This is a genomic window from Pseudomonas sp. ICMP 8385 (assembly GCF_002699915.1).
Classification (GTDB): Bacteria; Pseudomonadota; Gammaproteobacteria; order Pseudomonadales; family Pseudomonadaceae; genus Aquipseudomonas; species Aquipseudomonas gessardii.
Window position 1 is genome coordinate 41,234 of record NZ_LKBY01000092.1, and the last position, 17,105, is coordinate 58,338.

The window sequence follows — 17,105 nt, forward strand, 5'->3', positions numbered from 1 at the left end:
TCATTAAGGAAACATGACTGATGGCTTTGGTAATTTTTGATCTGGACGACACCCTGATCCACGGCGACTGCGCCACCCTCTGGAGCGAACAAATGGCCCGCCTGGGCTGGGTGGACCGCGAATCGTTCATGCGCAAGAACCACGAGTTGATGGCCGCCTACAGTCGCGGCGAGTTGGCCATGGAAGAGTTCATGGACTTCAGCCTGGAGCCGATGATCGGCCGCACCCCGGAAGAGGTCGCGCACCTGGTGGAGCCGTGGGTGGAAGACAGTATCGAACCGCTGATCTACAGCGACGCCACCAAGACCATTGCCCGCCACCGCCAGAACGGTGACCGGATCCTGGTGATCTCGGCCTCGGGCACGCACTTGGTCACGCCGATTGCGGCACGCATTGGCATCGATGAAGTACTGGGGATTGAACTGGAGGTGGCCTACGGCGTGTACAGCGGCAAGACCGTGGGTGTCCTGACCTACCGCGAAGGCAAGATCACCCGCTTGATGCAGTGGCTGGAGCAGGAAGGTGAAAGCCTGGAGGGCGCGTACTTCTACTCGGATTCGCGCAATGACCTGCCGTTGTTGAGCAAGGTCGATTACCCGCAGGTGGTCAACCCGGATCCGGTGTTGCGCGCCCATGCCGAACAGGCCGGCTGGCCGATCCACCAGTGGGCCTGACACCCCCTTTCCTGAATTGAAACCCAATCCAATGTGGGAGCTTGGCCGGGCACTGAATTTTGGCCACGCCACAATTTAAATGTGGGAGCTGGCTTGCCTGCGATGGCGGTAGGTCAGCCACCAAAAACAGGGCCTGAACCACCGCTATCGCGGGCAAGCCCGCTCCCACAGGGGGGGCTTGGTCGGGCACTGAATTTTGGCCACGCCACAATTTAAATGTGGGAGCTGGCTTGCCTGCGATGGCGGTGGGTCAGCCGCCAAAAACAGGGCCTGAACTACTGCTATCGCGGGCAAGCCCGGCTCTCACCTTCGGCTGCGTTTCAACCCTGGCTTGGCCTCAAGCCAGGGTTGCGTCGATCACCAGCACCAGCTTCCCGGAAATCTGGTTGGTCGCCAACGCCGCAAACGCCGCCTCAGCATCCGCGATCGCAAAGGTCTTGGCCAACTGCGGACTCAACCGCCCTTCGCCAAACAACGGCCATACATGCTGGCTCAGATCACTGAACAAATCGGCCTTGAACTGATCATCACGGCTGCGCAAGGTCGAGCCCAGCACTTGCACGCGCTTGGCCAGCACCTGTGCCAGGTCCAACTGGGCTTCACGCCCGCCCATCAAGCCGATCAGCACCCAACGACCGTCGCGGGCCAGGAGCTTGAGGTTAATGGCGGCATAGTTGCCGCCCACCGGGTCGAGAATCACGTCGAACGGGCCAAAATCCCCCAGGCTCTCGATGCCGTCGGTACGTACCACACCACCCTGGGCGCCAAGCTCCTCGCAGTAGGCCAGGCGGTCCGCCGAGCCGACGCTGACCCAGCACGGGCTGCCAAAGGCCTTGCACAGCTGGATCGCCGCCGAGCCGACGCCACTGGCGCCGGCGTGCAACAGCACCTTTTCACCGGGTTTGAGCGCCGCCAGCTGGAATAGGTTGAGCCAGGCGGTGCTGTACACCTCGGGCAACGCAGCGGCTTCGGCCAGGGACAACCCCTCTGGCACCGGCAGCACGTGGCGCGCGTCCACCACCACTTCCTGCGCCATGCCGCCGCCCGCCAGCAGCGCACAGACCCGATCCCCAACCTGCCAGGACGAGCCGGCGCCGACCTCGCTGATCACCCCGGAGCATTCCAGGCCCAGCACTTCGCTGACCCCGGGCGGTGGCGGATAGAGCCCTGCACGCTGTAATAAATCCGCCCGATTGAGGCCGGCTGCCGCCACCCGAATGCGAACTTGCCCTACATCGCACGTAGGACTCGGGGTCTCAACCCACGCTACATGACCTTCAACGCCTTGCAATGCTTTCACAGTGCCTCCATAGTGAGTCTGGACTGAGCCCGTTGCTGTAGCGCCGGGCTTTTTGCATTATGCGACCGGCCCACATGGAACCGGCGACTTCAAAGACGGCCTAATATGCGTTATCAATTGCCCCCGCGTCGAATCAGCATGAAGCATTTGTTCCCCAGCACCGCCCTCGCTCTTTTCATTGGTCTCGGCCTGTTGCCGCTGTCGACCAATACGTTCGCAGCCAATAGCTGGGACAAACTTCAGCCTGATCGCGATGAGGTGATTGCCAGCCTTAACGTCGTCGAGTTGCTCAAGCGCCACCATTACAGCAAGCCACCGCTGGACGATGCGCGCTCGGTGATCATCTATGACAGCTACCTCAAGCTGCTGGATCCCTCGCGCAGCTACTTCCTGGCCAGCGATATCGCCGAGTTCGATAAGTGGAAGACCCAGTTCGACGACTTCCTCAAGAGCGGCGACCTGCAGCCGGGCTTCACCATTTACAAGCGTTACCTGGACCGCGTCAAAGCGCGTCTGGACTTCGCCCTCGGTGAGTTGAACAAAGGCGTGGACAAGCTCGACTTCACCCAGAAGGAAACCCTGCTGGTGGATCGCAAGGAGGCCCCGTGGCTGACCAGCACCGCCGCCCTGGATGACCTGTGGCGCAAGCGCGTCAAGGATGAAGTCCTGCGCCTGAAGATCGCTGGCAAAGAGCCCAAGGCGATCCAGGAACTGCTGACCAAGCGCTACAAGAATCAGTTGAGCCGCCTGGAACAGACCCGCGCCGAAGATATCTTCCAGGCCTATATCAACACCTTCGCGATGTCCTACGATCCGCACACCAATTATCTGTCGCCAGATAACGCGGAAAATTTTGATATCAACATGAGTCTGTCCCTCGAAGGCATCGGTGCCGTGCTGCAGAGCGACAACGATCAGGTCAAGATCGTGCGCCTGGTGCCGGCAGGCCCGGCGGACAAGACCAAGCAGGTCGCCCCGGCCGACAAGATCATCGGCGTGGCCCAGGCCGACAAAGAGATGGTCGACGTGGTCGGCTGGCGCCTGGACGAAGTGGTCAAGCTGATCCGCGGGCCCAAGGGCAGCGTGGTGCGCCTGGAAGTGATTCCACACACCAACGCGCCGAACGACCAGACCAGCAAGGTCGTGTCGATCACCCGCGAAGCAGTGAAGCTCGAAGACCAGGCCGTGCAGAAGAAAGTCCTCAACCTCAAGCAGGATGGCAAGGACTACAAGCTGGGCGTCATTGAGATCCCGGCGTTCTACCTGGACTTCAAGGCCTTCCGTGCCGGCGACCCAGACTACAAGAGCACCACCCGCGACGTGAAGAAGATCCTCACCGAGCTGAGCAAAGAGAAGGTCGACGGCGTGGTCATCGACCTGCGCAACAACGGCGGCGGCTCGTTGCAGGAAGCCACCGAGCTGACCAGCCTGTTTATCGACAAGGGCCCGACCGTGTTGGTGCGCAACGCTGACGGCCGTGTGGATGTGCTGGAAGACGAAAACCCGGGTGCCTTCTACAAAGGCCCGATGGCGTTGCTGGTCAACCGTCTCTCGGCCTCGGCCTCGGAGATTTTTGCCGGTGCCATGCAGGACTACCACCGTGCGCTGATCATCGGTGGCCAGACCTTCGGCAAAGGCACGGTGCAGACGATCCAGCCGCTCAACCATGGCGAGCTGAAGCTGACCCTGGCCAAGTTCTACCGGGTTTCCGGGCAGAGCACCCAGCACCAGGGCGTCCTGCCGGACATTGATTTCCCGTCGATCATCGACACCAAGGAAATCGGCGAAAGCGCCCTGCCCGAAGCCATGCCATGGGACACCATCCGTCCAGCCATCAAGCCGGCATCGGACCCCTTCAAGCCGTACCTGACCCAGCTCAAGGCCCAACATGACCTGCGCTCGGCCAAGGATGCCGAGTTCGTGTTTATCCGCGACAAGCTGGCCCTGGCCAAGAAGCTGATGGCCGAGAAGACCGTCAGCCTCAATGAAGTGGACCGCCGTGCGCAGCACACCGATATCGAGAACCAGCAACTGGCCCTGGAAAACACCCGCCGCAAGGCCAAGGGTGAAGACCCGCTCAAGGAGCTGAAGAAAGAAGACGAAGACGCGCTGCCGACCGAACCTGAAAAGACCAAGCCGGAAGATGATGCCTACCTGAGCGAAACCGGGCGGATTCTGCTGGACTACCTGAAAATCAGTAAGACGGTGGCCAAGCAGTAAATGATGGCAATTTAATGTTGTCGCTCCACTGAGCGTCATCAAACAGACATCATTCTGTCGTGAAATGAAGGACCGGGCGCCCCAGGCACCCGGTCCTTTTTTTTCGACCGAGATCACCATGACCATGACCGAACAGCTGAATGCCCTGGGCTCCATCCTGGCCCAAGGCAGTTTGCACAGTCTGTTCCAACCGATCATCAGCCTCTGCGAGCGCCGCATCCTTGGTTATGAAGCCCTGAGCCGCGGCCCGTCCAACAGCCCGTTGCACGCGCCCCTCGCGTTGTTTGGCGTGGCGCGCCAGGCCGGGCGCCTGAATGAGCTGGAGGTGGCCTGCCGGCAAAGTGCCTGCAAGCATTTCAGCGAACAGAAGCTGCCGGGCAAGCTGTTTATCAACGTCTCGCCCGAGTCCCTGCTGGAAACCACCCATCAACCGGGACGCACCTTGCAGATGCTGCGCGAGTACGGGATCGCCCCCAGCCAGATCGTGATCGAACTCACGGAACAAGCGCCGACCGACGACTTCCAACTGCTGCAAACCGCCCTGCACCACTACCGCGCCATGGGTTTTTCGATTGCCCTGGATGACCTGGGCGCCGGTTATTCCAGCTTGCGCCTGTGGTCTGAACTGCGCCCGGACTACGTGAAAATCGACCGGCATTTTATCGATGGCATCCATCAGGATGCGCTCAAGCGCGAGTTTGTCGGCTCGATCCTGCAGATCGCCAAGGCCTCCCGCGCGCAGGTGATTGCCGAAGGCATCGAGTTGCCGCAAGAGTTGGCGGTGCTCACGGAAATGGGCGTGGACCTGGTCCAGGGCTACCTGCTGTGCCGCCCCCAGGAGCATCCGCCGACCGAAGCCCGGTGGATGCTGGCCCAGCCCGACAGCACCAGTGTCTCGCTCAACGAGGACGCCAGTGACCTCAGCGCCCTGCTCAACGAACAACCGGCCGTGGCCCAGGACACGGCCACGGCCAAAGTGCTGGAAGCGTTTCGCCGCCAGGCCAACCTCAACTCCCTGGCGGTCCTGGATGGGCGCGGCCAGCCCATCGGCATCGTGCATCGGCACTCGTTGTCCGATGTGCTGCTCAAGCCGTTTGCCACCGACCTGTTTGCGCGCAAACCCATCAGCCGCCTGATGAGCGACGACTTCCTGGCCGTGGAACTGAGCCAGTCGTTGCAACAGGTCAGCCGCCTGCTGACCAGCCGCGCGCGGCAGCGCATCGAGGAAGATTTCATCATCACCCAGAACGGCAACTACCTGGGCCTGGGCCGGGTGATCGATGTGCTCAAGCTGATTACCGAACTGAAAATCCAACAGGCGCGCTACGCCAACCCGCTGACCCTGCTCCCGGGCAACGTGCCGATCCAGCAGTGCCTGACACGGCTGTTGCAGCAACAGCGCGAATCGGTGATTTGCTATGTGGATATCGACAGTTTCAAGCCGTTCAACGATATCTACGGCTATGGCCGTGGCGATGAAGTGCTGCTGTGCCTGGCTCAGTGCCTCAACGACCGGGTGGACCCCAGCCGCGATTTTGTCGGGCATATTGGCGGCGATGATTTTTTACTGGTGCTGGGCGCCCAGGACTGGCGCAAGCGTCTTAACCAGTTGGTGGACGATTTCCAGACCCAATGCCGGCGTTTCTACCGCAGCGAGCATTTGGACGCGGGCTGTTTTATCGCCCTGAATCGCCAGGGGGTGCGCCAGGAGTTTGCCTTGCTGTCGCTGTCCATCGGCGTGGTGCACCTGCATCCATTGAGCTGTGGACACCTGGATGCCAGCCAGTTGGCGGAGCTGGCCTCACAGGCCAAGCATCACGCCAAGAACGTGGCCGGCTACAGCATCCATGTCATCGACAGTCGCCAACTGCTGTAGGTACGCGCCTACAACTGCTCCAGACGCATCTGCGCCAGCGGGTGCCCGGCCTTGGCGGCGATGGTCCACCAGCGTGCGGCTTCGCTCGGGTCTGGCGCCTTGCCCAGGCTGCCTGCCAGGCTCAACACGCCCACCTGATAGGCCGCCTTGCCATCCCCCGCCTGGCCCGCCAGGCGCAGCAAGCGCACGCCTTCTTCACGCGCGCCAAGCCCCTGGCCGCGAAAGGTCAGGATATGCCCATAAAAACTTTGGGCCTCGACATTCCCCAGGTTGGCCATGCGTGCAAACTGACCCTCCAGCCAGTGCCAGCCACGGGGCTGGCGCACAAACCATGACCAATGAAACAACCTGCGGGCCAACCAATAGCTGGCATACGCTTTAAGCTTCCAGAACACTCAGGCCTCCGCTGACTCAGGATATTCGTACTCGAACACACGGACCACTTCCGAGGCATGCCACGACGCCGCAGCGACGCCATCGGACGGTCCGCAAAAGCGCCCGAGGCGCTCGACACATTCAAAAAAACCGGTGCGCGGCAAGCGGCTCGCACCCTGGCTGATCACCAGGGAACTGCGCAGTGGCTGGTCCGCCTTGGCATCCAGGGCCGCCAGGTGCTCCAGGGCGGCGGTCAGGGTTTGCATCGCAGGCGTGGGGAATTGCAGACGCTCCAGCAACGCACGGTAAGTCAAAAGATGTCGCTGGCGACGGGCCTGATCGAGCTCATTGAGCAACCCATCCCAGTGTTGACGGCTGATGCGCACACTCACGTTTCATCCCTCCAACCCGCAATCCCCAACTCCCAGGCCAGGCTGCGACGGATCGCGGCATCCGGCTGGCGTTCGCCACTTTCAATCAGCCCCAGGTAAGACGGGCTGATGCCCACGGTGCGGGCCAATGTCTCGATGGCCAGGCCCTTGGCTTCGCGCAGGCTGCGCAAGTGCGCCAGGGGGCGTAGATCCTGCTCGGTAGCGGTGTGAGGGGGTTGTGCAGAAGGAGTAGCCGGTGGCTGCCGGCCGGCGGCGGTTAACAGCGCCTGGTACTGAGCCCATGGCAGAACCGCGTATTCGGGTTCGCCATCCCGTGAAATGATTTGTATATCCATAACTGCCCCGTAGGATCACAACACTTACAACGTAAGTACTTTCCTTAGGAGTGTAATCCTAACAGCCCTAAAGAGCGCAGGGGGATTATCCGCGTCTTCAGTTTTTTTTCGGGTTTTCCTGCTCCAGAAGCTGCGGCGTGGCGGGCAAGCGTTCAACCACCACCAACTTCTCCGGGCGCTGGCGTTCACGCCAGGCGCGGAACGCACTCAACTCACCGTCCAGGCTCTTCATGACCCAGGCCAGTACCGCGATATCATCGAGCATGCCGAACATCGGCAAAAAGTCCGGGATCGCATCAATGGGGCTGAGGAAGTACATCAGCCCCGCCACCACCGAGATCAGCGCCTTGGGGCTGATCGCCCGGTACTCGCCGCGCCAGTAGGCCAGGCACAGCGCCTGGAGCAGCTTCAGGTCGTCCTTGAGCTTGCCCAGGCGGCTACCTTGGCTTGAGCCTTTGGCAGCGACCGCGAACAACAGGGTCGGCAAGCGCCCACGCCCAATCAGGCGGGCGGCCAACGGCAGGAAGCGGGTGAAATTCCAGGGTGCTTTCATCGTCACTCCAGTTCCAGGCGAGAGAAAAGGTTATCCACACAACTTGTGGATAACCTTGTGAACAGAGCCCATTTTCACGGCTGAAAGCCGCGTAATACAAGGCCCAGAGTCAGATCGGGCGTTTTTTGCGCACATAAAAAAAACCCAAGAATTCATTGACTTGAAGCGCGCCTGCGGCTAGCCGTGCCGAGGTATAGCATCAGACTGCTCTAAGCCGCAGGTGTTCGTTTTGATTTGCCCCACGGTCAACTGTGGGAGCTGTCGAGCCCCGGCGAGGCGGCGATGGCGGCGGCATGGCCAGCAGGAGTGTTGCCTGATCTACTGCTATCGCAGCCTCGCCAGGGCTCGACAGCTCCCACACGGATTGGACCAAGCCCCTGGCCCAGAAACAACAACGCCCCGTAAAACGGGGCGTTGGGTGTTTTGCAGCGGCTTACTTGGCAGCCGGTGCCTCAGGCGCGTCGGCCTTGGCCGGGTCCTTGATTGCCAGCAGCTCCAGGTCGAAGACCAGTACGGAGTTGGCTGGAATCGCCGGGCTCGGGCTCTGGGCACCGTAGGCCAGGTCGGACGGGATGTACAACTCGACCTTCTCACCCACGTGCATCAGTTGCAGGCCTTCGACCCAGCCTGGAATCACGCCGCTGACCGGTAGGTCAATCGGGCTGCCGCGATCCACGGAGCTGTCAAAGGTAGTGCCGTTGGTCAGCTTGCCGGTGTAGTGCACAGTCACTACGTCGGTTGGCTTGGGCTGGGCGCCTTCGGCCTTCTTCACGATCTTGTACTGCAGACCGGAAGCGGTGGTGACGACGCCGTCTTTCTTGGCGTTGTCTTCGAGGTATTTCTTGCCGGCGGCTGCCGACTCTTCGCTCATCTTGGTCATGCGTTCTTCAGCACGCTTTTGCAGTGCGGAAAACGCTTCGACCAGTTCTTCGTCCTTCAGCTTCTGTTCTTTCTTGCCGACGGCATCTTCGATGCCTTGGGCCACGGCCTTGGAGTCCAGGTCATCCATACCTTCCTGAGCCAGGCTTTTGCCCATGTTCAGGCCGATACCGTAGGAAGCTTTCTGCGCCGGGGTTTTCAGCTCTACGCTGGTTTGCGAATCACAACCCGCAAGTACCAGGCTAACCAGGGCCACCGCCGCCGCCAACCGATGCTGTTTCATGCTATTTCCTTGTTCATGCGCCAAAAGGGCATTCAGATAAAGTCGCGAGCTTATCAGGCGGCCACGACCAATGGCTACCGGCATGTGAGCAGGAAACTTCTGATAAGTTCACGTGTTTAAAAGCATTTTCATCCGCCCCAAAGCCCACTGAAGGACAGCAGGCAAGCCGAAAACCGCCGGTGCAGACCGATCATGGCTACTTGCCGCCTGCCGCGCTCAGTGGCATAAGGACGCAACAACTCGACAAGGATAGTTATCTTGCGCATTTTTTCCCGTGTTTTACTCCTGATCCTGTCATTAATGGGACTGGCCCTGGCCGTGGTCCTCTATTACGTGATCAACCCCAAGCTACCGGATTACGTGCCGGTGCAGCAGGTGCACTACCAGGACCAATGGAGCGCCGCCGACCGCCAGGCCTACTACTTCACGCCCCAGGGCACCCAGGTCAAGGGCCTGCGTTATAACTGGTTCACCGCGCTGGAGCTGCCGTTTTCCCAGCAGCGCTTTGCCGAGCCGGCCTACCTGGCGCGCTTCGGTTTCCTGGTGGACCCGCGACAACAGGCCACAGCCCAGAACCCCGGCAACCTGCCCGCAGGTTTCGCCCGGCACAAGAATGCCGGGAGCAACGACGAGTTTCTCGATATCACCTGCGCCGCCTGCCATACCGGCGAATTGCATTTCAATGGCCAGGCCCTGCGTATCGACGGCGGCGCTGCACAGCATGTGCTGCCGTCCAGCGTGCCGACCCTGCGCGGCGGCAGCTTTGGCCAGGCCCTGGTGGCCAGCCTCGCCGCGACCTATTACAACCCGCTGAAGTTCAGGCGCTTTGCCCATAGCGTGCTGGGGGATCAATACGACGCCCAGTACGATCAGTTGCGCCAGGACTTCAAACAGTCCCTGGACAACTTCCTCAAGGTGGCCTGGAACGATACCCACCGTGGCCTCTACCCCACCGAAGAAGGCCCGGGGCGCACCGACGCCTTCGGCCGCATCGCCAACGCCAGCTTTGGCGATGCCATTTCGCCGGATAACTACCGTATCGCCAACGCGCCGGTGGACTACCCGCAGCTGTGGGACATGTGGACCTTCGACTGGGTGCAATGGAACGGCTCGGCCCAGCAACCCATGGCGCGCAATATCGGCGAGGCCTTGGGCGTGGGCGCGACCCTGGCGTTCTTCGACAGCGCCGGCCAGCCCCTCAAGGGCGATGCGCGCTACCCTTCCAGCGTGCGCGTGCGGGACCTGAACCGGATCGAAGAAACCCTGCAACGGCTCAAGCCGCCGACCTGGCCTGAAGCGTTGTTCGGTGCCATCGACAAACCCCTGGCCGCCCGTGGCCGCGCGCTGTTCGCGGAAAACTGCGCGGCCTGCCATGTGCCCAGCGTGAGCGAAGTCAACGGCCGCCCGGTGCAACAACTGAAAATGCTGCCGGTGGACTACATCGGCACCGACCCCGGCACCGCCAGCAACATTGCCGACCAGCGCTACGACCTCAGCGCCCTGCAATGGGACCCGGCCGAGCTGGCGCAGTTGAATGTCGAACTGCACCCCACGCCGACCGAACCCCTGGACCTGCGCAGCCTGTCCGTGGCCAAGGGCCTGGCCTATGTCACCGCGTTTGTCGAAGAGCACGCCTACCGCGCCGCCGGCGTCACCCCGGCCGAACGCCCGCGCCTGGACGGCTACGGCCTGCCCATCGGCGTGCGCGAACTACGCGCCTACAAGGCCCGCCCACTGGCCGGCGTGTGGGCCACGCCGCCGTTCCTGCACAACGGTTCGGTGCCGACGATCTACCAGCTGCTTTCGCCCCAGTACGAGCGCAGCCGCACCTTCTATAAAGGCACCTTCGACTACAACCCGCGTCACCTGGGCTATCGCACCGAGGCCTTTAAAAATGCGTTTCTGTTCGATACCCGCATCACCGGCAACCACAACAGCGGCCACGAATTCCGTGCGGGCAAGCGTGGCAACGGGGTGATTGGCCGGGGCCTTGCACCCGAGGAACGCTGGGCGCTGCTGGAATACCTGAAAGTACTGGGCGGCCCGCTGGAGCAGCAACTGCCATGACTTCCCCATTTCGATACAAGGACCGTTCCATGCTCGCTCGACTGTGGCTGCGCCTCGGCGCGTTTCTCGGCAAGACGCTGTTATGGCTGGTAGGCCTGGGCCTGCTCGGCTGGTTGGCGACGACCCTGTGGTTTGCCTGGCAGCACAGCGGCCCGGTGTCGGTCGATGAGCAGATTCCGCCCGGCGAAGCCGCCATGACCCAGGGCATCATTCAGACGGCGGTGCGCATCGTCGACCAGCATCGCGAAGGCACCCGTTACCTGCGCGATGCCCACGCCAAGGCCCACGGCTGTGTGAAGGCCGAAGTCCGCGTGCTGCCGGACCTCGACCCGGCGCTGCGCCAGGGCGTGTTCGCCGAGCCGGGCAAGACCTGGCAGGCAATGATGCGCCTGTCCAACGGTAACGCTTATCCACAGTTCGACAGCATCCGCGACGCCCGCGGCATGGCGATCAAGCTGCTGGACGTGCCAGGCAAGCAACTGCTGGCCGATCAGCAGGCGCGCAGCGAGCAGGACTTTGTGATGTTCAGCCACCCCAACTTTTTTGTCAGCGATGTGGCGGAATACGCGCAGAACGTCGGGGCCCAGGCCGATGGCAAGAAGGCCATGGCGTTTTTCCCCAGTCTCGACCCGCGCAGTTGGCAGGTGCGCCATCTGTTTATCGCCCTGGCAACGCTGGCACCGGCCCCCACCAGCCCGACCGAGGCGACATACTTTTCGGTATCGCCCTACAAGTTTGGTGCGGCCAACGCCAAGTTCCGCGTCGCCCCAGACCCGCAAAGCTGCCCGGAGTACAGCCTGCCCAAGCAGAACCAGGACTTGCCGAACTTCTTGCGCAGCGCCTTGAGCCAGCAGCTGTCCACCGACCGTGTCGATGCGTGTTTTGTGTTGCAGATCCAGCGCCAGAACCCACAAAAATACATGCCCATCGAAGACACCAGCATCGAATGGAAGGAAAGCGACGCGCCCTACGAGAGCGTGGCTAAAATCCGCATCCCGGCGCAGGACTTTGATACCCCGGAGCTGAACCTGGCCTGTGACAACCAGTCGTTCAACCCCTGGTTTGGTGTGGAAGAACACCGGCCGATTGGCGGGATCAACCGGCTGCGCAAGGCGGTGTATGAGGCGGTGAGTGATTATCGGCATAGCCGCAACGCCCCGTGAACAACGCCCGCGCTGACGTCAACAAGACCGCCTCACCGCGTCATCGTTAACGATCATCGCGGGCAAGCCCGCTCCCACAGAAAAGCCCCTGCGGCGTTGTATCGGACGCCGTCAGCAACCATTGCTGGAAACTGCGCGCCGCCGAGGGTGGGTTGCGGTGTTGCGGTTGCATCAGTTGCAGGCGGCCACGGCTGTGCATGTGATGGGGCAAGGCCAGTTGCAGGCGGCCAGCAGCCAGCTCGCCTTCGAGCAGGCACTTCCAGCCCAGGGCCACGCCATGCCCCATCACCGCCGATTGCATCAGCAACTGATAGCTGTTGGTGCGCAAGGCATGACGGGGCATGTGATACTGCGCGCCGATATCGGCGAACCAGTCGGCCCAGGTCAGCCAGTCGTGGGAATGGTCCTCGACGATCAACAAGGTATGGCTGTGCAGCAGCTGCTCGGCGTCGCGTATCGCGCCGTGGCGCTCGATGTAGCCGGGGCTGCACACGGCGATGACCTGCTCGCGGGCAAATACCGGGGTCAGTTCCAGGCCAAGGGGCGCCGGCAGTTCGTCGAGGTGATAGAACAGGCCCAGGTCATATTCGCTGACATCCAGGTGGCTCGGGCTTTCACTGCACAAGATGCGGATATCCAGGTCCGGGTGCTCGCGCTGGAAGGCCGGCAACAGCGCGGCAAGCCAGATTGAGCTGATGGTCGGCGTGCTGGCCAGGGTCAGTTGGCGATCGGCACCGCGTCGGCGCAACTGCGCCGATTCACGGTCCAGCTCGCGCAGCAGGCGCTGGATGGTGCGAAAGTAACGCACGCCGGCCGGGGTCAGACTCAGGCCCAGCGCCAGCCGATAAAACAGCGGGCGCGCCAGGTCCTCCTCCAGGCGCTTGATCTGCCGGCTCACCGCGCTTTGGGTCAGGTTCAGTTCGTGGGCCGCCTGGGTAAAACTCAAATGCCGGGCGGCCGCCTCGAACGTCTGCAAACAGTTGAGCGGTGGCAGGTCGACATTTCGGCGCGGCATGCAGGGGTCCGTGGCTGATCAGGTAAGCCCCCATCCTGCCACTTGCCCACTCACAACGCGACCCGCGCAACCCGCCTGTTCCAGGTTCGGTGATGCACCTGCACCCCGTTTTCCCACGCCTGCTGCTGCGCCTCGATGTAGAACCACTGGGCGTCGGCGTGCACCTGCAAGTGGCTGTCGACCGCCACCGACCACGGCGCGCGCTCGACGCGGTACTGCCAGTGGATATCGGCCCGGGTCGACAACGGATCCCAGGGCAAGGTGCGGTATTGCTCGGTGCAGCGCTGGTCCACCGCCAAGCCGTGCTCGGTGAAGCGCACCGCGCCCAGGTCGTCCTCGATTTTTACGCAGACTTCGCCACTGCCCACGTCCTCGATCAAGGTGCGTTTCGGCGCCGCCGCCCGCAGCACCTCCAGCGCCGCCGGGGTAGCCGCTTGCGGGGCGTCGAAGGGGCATGGCACGGCCGCGCCGCTGAAGACCGGCAATTGCACCCGTTGCAGGGCAGGCAATACGGTCAGGGTGGTCAGCTCGCGGCTGGGCCACAGCAACGGGAAACTCGCGGTGCTCAGGGCCAGGCGCAGGCGGTAGCCGGCCGGCACCCGTGTGCCGATATGATCCAGGCTCAACTGCACATCCAGCGGTTCGCCCGGCACCGGTGGCGTCAGACGGGAGAAATCTTCACGTAGGGCCAGGTTGAGCACGCCGTAGGTGATCTGCGTGACTTGGCCGTCGGGCGCCACCGCGTTCAGGCGCGCCACCAGTTGCCCACAGCAGGTATCGCTGGCCAGGCGCAGGTGCAAGCGCACATCCCCCAGCAGCGCCAGGGGTTCGGCCAGGGGCGGGGTGTCGAAGCACAGCGACTGCGCATCGTCGCGGCGCTGATCGGTGGGGCCGTCGGGGCCGAACCAGATGGCGCAGTATTCGCCCTGGTGCAGGCCGGTGGTCAGGGGCGAACAGATACTGCGCGGGCTGCCCAGTACCTGCTGGCCGGGGCTGAGGCCCTGGTCGGTCAGGCTGTAGTCGGTCCATTGCACCTGGGGGTCGGGCCAGCCCGAGGTCTGCACCCAGATCCCTGGGCGTTCGGCATAACTGCCCTTGGGCGCCAACACATCCTGTAGGTAAAAGGTGCAGGCCGCGTCGTCCATCACCCGATTGTCGATACCTTTAAGCCAGTGGTCCCACCAGCGCCTGGCCTCTTGCAGGAAGCCAATGGCCGGGTTGGGCACCGCGAAATGCGGGTACTTGTGGATCCACGGGCCGATCATGGCTTTTTTCGGCCCCGGCAGGTTTGCCATCAGGCGCGGCACCGCATTCTTGTAGGCATCGCCCCAACCGCCCACGGCGTACACCGCCGCCTTGATCGCCGAGTAGTCCTCGCACACCGAGCCGTGACGCCAGTAGGCATCGCGAGTCTGGTGTTGCAGCCAGGTCTCGGCCAGCAGCGGCATGGCGTCGAGGCGTTGTTGCCACAGGCTTTTCCAGACCTCGCCGAGCAGCAGCGGGTCGGGCACCGCCGCGCTGAAGTTGAGCATGGTCGCGGCCCAGCCGAAGTTCTCCAGCAGCAGGTTGCCGCCCTTGTAATGGATGTCATCGGCAAAGCGGTCATCGGTGGAGCACAGGGTGATGATCGCCTTCAATGCTTGGGGCTGGCGCGCGGCGACTTGCAGGCTGTTGAAGCCGCCCCAGGAGATGCCCATCATTCCCAGGTTGCCGTCGCACCAGGGCTGCTGGCACAGCCAGTCGATCACGTCGAGGGCGTCATCCTGCTCCTGCAACAGGTACTCATCGGCCATCAGGCCCTGGGATTCGCTATTGCCGCGCATATCGACCCGCACGCAGACATAGCCCTGCCCCGCCATCCATGCGTGGGTCAGGGCATCGCGCACCGCCGTGCCATCGCGCTTGCGATAGGGCAGGTATTCGAGGATCGCCGGGAAGGCCTGCGCGCCCGCGGTTTCAGGCAGCCAGATGCGGGCAGCCAGTTGCGTGCCATCGCTCATGGGGATCAGGCAGTGCTCGATCTCGCGAACCTTGTAGGCAAATTCGGTGACGATTTCCATGGGTAACTCCAGCAACCAAGAGACAAGTCAGCGGGCAAAATCCGCCACCGGGCGGGCACCCCGCAGGCCAGGTTCGACCTGCACCGCAGGGGCTTTGACGTCCAGCAGCGCGGGGTTCTGCAACCAGTAGAGCAACGACGTGCTGGCCAGCAGCACCAGGAGCATGCCCGGTAGGCCACCGAGGTTGGAGAGCATCTTCACCCCGTCGATGCCGACAAAGGCCACCATGACCCAGGACACCGTGCCGATGATCACGCCCCAGACAATCTTCAGCAGCGGGTTGCCGTCCAGGTCCGAATCGGCGGTGACGCCTTGGCTACACAGGTTGGCGATCACGTCGGTGCTGGAGTCGGCGGCGGTGACGAACGAGATAAACGCGACAAACAGCAAAAACGCGATCATCAGGCCGCTGGCCGGCAACTGCTGGAACATCTGGTACAGCACATGCTCCACGCCTTGTTCGTTGAGCACGCGGTTCAAGCTGCCATCGCCGAGGGCATCGAAATACAGGCTGCTGCCGGAGAAGATGCAGATCCACAGCGCGGTAAACAGCGCCGGGTACAGCATGTTGATCTGGATAAATTCGCGCACCCGGTAGCCCCGACCGATCTTGCCGAGGAACAGCGCACTGACCGGCGCCCAGGCAAACCACACCGACCAGTAGAACACCGTCCAGCTCTGCGGCCAGCTGTCGCCACTGGCGGCGCCGGTGGCCAGGCTGCGGCTGAAGAAGGTATCGAGGTAGACCCCCAGGGACTCGACGCCCAGGCTGAAGATGTACAGGGTCGGCCCGCACAACAACACGAACGCGCCCAGGGCCAGCATGATCCAGGTGTTGAACGACGACAGCATGACGATGCCGCGCTGCAGGCCGCTGGCGGCCGAGGCGACAAAGGTGAAGACGATGACCGCGATGATCAGGCCCAGGCGCAACGGCGTGGTCTCGCCGCCAATGTACTGGCTCAGGCCGCCAGCCAAGGTCAGCGCGCCGGTGCCCAGGGACGAGGCCATGCCTGCGACCAGGGCGAACATCGCTAGGGTGTCGATCAACCCGGCATAGCGCTTGACCCGTGCGGCGCCGAGCAAGGGTTGCAACATGGCGCCGATGGAGAAGTGGCTGCGCAGGTTGTAGAACACCAGGGCAAACACCAGGGAGGGCACCAGGTAAATGGCGTAGGGCGTGAGGGTCCAGTGCAGAAACATCGTCGACAGGGCAAAGCTTTTGGCCGCCGCGCTGCCCGCTTCGATCGGCAGGCTGCCGGGCGGTGAGTACAGGTGGTAGAGCGGCTCGGCCGTGGTCCAGAACAACACGCCCACCGCCAGGGTGGTGCACAGCGCGACCATGAACCAGCGCCATTTGCTCAACAGCGGCGTGGCGCCCTCCCCGCCGATACGCACCTGGCCCAGGGGCGAAAAATACACGATGGCCGTGAGCACCAACATGGCGAAAGAGCCGGCACTGAACAGCCAGGAGAAGTTTTGCAGGATCACCGTATTGAGCTGTTTGCTCACGGCGAGGAATGCCGTGAGGTCGATATAGCTGGCGATCACCGCCGCCAGCAGAATCAGAAAGGTTGGCCAGAAGACCAAAGGACGCAATGGGTATTTCATCTCGTGCGCTTCCCCAGACAGACTATTTTTATTGCCGTTGCAGGCCATTGTTAGAAGCGGGCACTGTGCCGCCTTGAAGTCTTCGCGTGGCTATAGATAAGCGTGGGTGCCGGCCGCGGTGCAATCGACCAATGGGTATGGGGGTATTCCGTCAGGTCATGGCCACTCCGGGGGGAACCGGGATCGTCGCGGCGCTGGTGCCCAGCACCGCGTAAAGAGTTCATATAGTTTGTCTATTCTGCATAACGTTTACGTCGCCGCTATTGAGTAACCAAGTGCAAACACTCTACCGTCACTGCCTA

14 protein-coding genes are annotated in these 17,105 nt (G+C 62.4%); 5 read left to right on the forward strand and 9 right to left on the reverse strand.

Features of this window, described 5'->3' with window-relative positions; genetic code table 11:
- Positions 1–20 precede the first annotated feature (20 nt).
- Positions 21–674 (forward strand): HAD family hydrolase, encoded by a 654-nt coding sequence (locus AO268_RS11450; RefSeq protein ID WP_099168741.1) that lies wholly within the window; start codon positions 21–23, stop codon positions 672–674.
- Between the two features lie 337 nt (positions 675–1,011).
- Here the strand turns inward: AO268_RS11450 and AO268_RS11455 are convergent, their stop codons facing one another.
- Entirely contained in the window at positions 1,012–1,974 is a 963-nt protein-coding gene (locus AO268_RS11455; RefSeq protein ID WP_099168742.1) for a zinc-binding dehydrogenase, read from the reverse strand.
- A 138-nt stretch (positions 1,975–2,112) separates the two neighbouring features.
- Between AO268_RS11455 and AO268_RS11460 the strand changes: the two genes are divergently transcribed.
- Together AO268_RS11460 and AO268_RS11465 are read left to right on the forward strand one after the other, a co-directional pair.
- Positions 2,113–4,194 (forward strand): carboxy terminal-processing peptidase, encoded by a 2,082-nt coding sequence (locus AO268_RS11460; protein ID WP_176561363.1) that lies wholly within the window; start codon positions 2,113–2,115, stop codon positions 4,192–4,194.
- Between the two features lie 118 nt (positions 4,195–4,312).
- Entirely contained in the window at positions 4,313–6,070 is a 1,758-nt protein-coding gene (locus AO268_RS11465) for a bifunctional diguanylate cyclase/phosphodiesterase (protein WP_306474128.1), read from the forward strand.
- An 8-nt stretch (positions 6,071–6,078) separates the two neighbouring features.
- Here the strand turns inward: AO268_RS11465 and AO268_RS11470 are convergent, their stop codons facing one another.
- The 5 genes from AO268_RS11470 to AO268_RS11490 all read right to left on the reverse strand — a co-directional run bounded on the left by AO268_RS11470 (position 6,079) and on the right by AO268_RS11490 (position 8,887).
- Positions 6,079–6,465 carry a tetratricopeptide repeat protein gene (locus AO268_RS11470; RefSeq protein WP_099168745.1) on the reverse strand — a complete coding sequence of 129 codons (387 nt, stop codon included), beginning with the start codon at positions 6,463–6,465 and terminating at the stop codon, positions 6,079–6,081.
- Positions 6,466–6,837, reverse strand: coding sequence for a hypothetical protein (locus AO268_RS11475; protein ID WP_057440671.1), 372 nt, complete (start codon positions 6,835–6,837; stop codon positions 6,466–6,468).
- Positions 6,834–7,172, reverse strand: coding sequence for a helix-turn-helix domain-containing protein (locus AO268_RS11480; protein WP_099168746.1), 339 nt, complete (start codon positions 7,170–7,172; stop codon positions 6,834–6,836). The genes AO268_RS11475 and AO268_RS11480 overlap by 4 nt, the downstream gene beginning before the upstream one ends.
- Positions 7,173–7,269: 97 nt before the next feature.
- Positions 7,270–7,725, reverse strand: a complete 456-nt coding sequence (locus AO268_RS11485) for a YkvA family protein (RefSeq protein ID WP_029292802.1) — start codon at positions 7,723–7,725, stop codon at positions 7,270–7,272.
- A gap of 433 nt (positions 7,726–8,158) precedes the next feature.
- Positions 8,159–8,887, reverse strand: coding sequence for an FKBP-type peptidyl-prolyl cis-trans isomerase (locus AO268_RS11490; RefSeq protein ID WP_029292800.1), 729 nt, complete (start codon positions 8,885–8,887; stop codon positions 8,159–8,161).
- A 258-nt stretch (positions 8,888–9,145) separates the two neighbouring features.
- On the opposite strand from AO268_RS11490, the gene AO268_RS11495 reads away from it, so the two are divergent.
- Positions 9,146–10,954, forward strand: a complete 1,809-nt coding sequence (locus tag AO268_RS11495) for a di-heme-cytochrome C peroxidase (protein WP_099168747.1) — start codon at positions 9,146–9,148, stop codon at positions 10,952–10,954.
- A gap of 29 nt (positions 10,955–10,983) precedes the next feature.
- Positions 10,984–12,117 carry a catalase family protein gene (locus AO268_RS11500; RefSeq protein ID WP_099168748.1) on the forward strand — a complete coding sequence of 378 codons (1,134 nt, stop codon included), beginning with the start codon at positions 10,984–10,986 and terminating at the stop codon, positions 12,115–12,117.
- A 46-nt stretch (positions 12,118–12,163) separates the two neighbouring features.
- Here the strand turns inward: AO268_RS11500 and AO268_RS11505 are convergent, their stop codons facing one another.
- The 3 genes from AO268_RS11505 to AO268_RS11515 are packed head-to-tail and all read right to left on the reverse strand — an operon-like array spanning position 12,164 to position 16,803.
- Positions 12,164–13,132 carry a LysR substrate-binding domain-containing protein gene (locus tag AO268_RS11505; protein ID WP_099168749.1) on the reverse strand — a complete coding sequence of 323 codons (969 nt, stop codon included), beginning with the start codon at positions 13,130–13,132 and terminating at the stop codon, positions 12,164–12,166.
- Between the two features lie 50 nt (positions 13,133–13,182).
- On the reverse strand, positions 13,183–15,192 hold the full coding sequence (locus tag AO268_RS11510; protein ID WP_099168750.1) for a CocE/NonD family hydrolase: 2,010 nt from the start codon (positions 15,190–15,192) through the stop codon (positions 13,183–13,185).
- A 27-nt stretch (positions 15,193–15,219) separates the two neighbouring features.
- On the reverse strand, positions 15,220–16,803 hold the full coding sequence (locus tag AO268_RS11515; protein WP_099168751.1) for a BCCT family transporter: 1,584 nt from the start codon (positions 16,801–16,803) through the stop codon (positions 15,220–15,222).
- Positions 16,804–17,105: the final 302 nt, after the last annotated feature.

Excerpts from the sequence above, each read along its gene's own strand:
- AO268_RS11485 (WP_029292802.1), bottom strand. The coding sequence starts at position 7,725 with ATGAAAGCACCCTGGAATTTCACCCGCTTCCTGCCGTTGGCCGCCCGC.
- AO268_RS11480 (WP_099168746.1), bottom strand. The coding sequence starts at position 7,172 with ATGGATATACAAATCATTTCACGGGATGGCGAACCCGAATACGCGGTT.
- AO268_RS11465 (WP_306474128.1), top strand. The coding sequence starts at position 4,313 with ATGACCATGACCGAACAGCTGAATGCCCTGGGCTCCATCCTGGCCCAA.
- AO268_RS11450 (WP_099168741.1), top strand. The coding sequence starts at position 21 with ATGGCTTTGGTAATTTTTGATCTGGACGACACCCTGATCCACGGCGAC.
- AO268_RS11500 (WP_099168748.1), top strand. The coding sequence starts at position 10,984 with ATGCTCGCTCGACTGTGGCTGCGCCTCGGCGCGTTTCTCGGCAAGACG.
- AO268_RS11460 (WP_176561363.1), top strand. The coding sequence starts at position 2,113 with ATGAAGCATTTGTTCCCCAGCACCGCCCTCGCTCTTTTCATTGGTCTC.
- AO268_RS11505 (WP_099168749.1), bottom strand. The coding sequence starts at position 13,132 with ATGCCGCGCCGAAATGTCGACCTGCCACCGCTCAACTGTTTGCAGACG.
- AO268_RS11510 (WP_099168750.1), bottom strand. The coding sequence starts at position 15,192 with ATGGAAATCGTCACCGAATTTGCCTACAAGGTTCGCGAGATCGAGCAC.
- AO268_RS11490 (WP_029292800.1), bottom strand. The coding sequence starts at position 8,887 with ATGAAACAGCATCGGTTGGCGGCGGCGGTGGCCCTGGTTAGCCTGGTA.
- AO268_RS11515 (WP_099168751.1), bottom strand. The coding sequence starts at position 16,803 with ATGAAATACCCATTGCGTCCTTTGGTCTTCTGGCCAACCTTTCTGATT.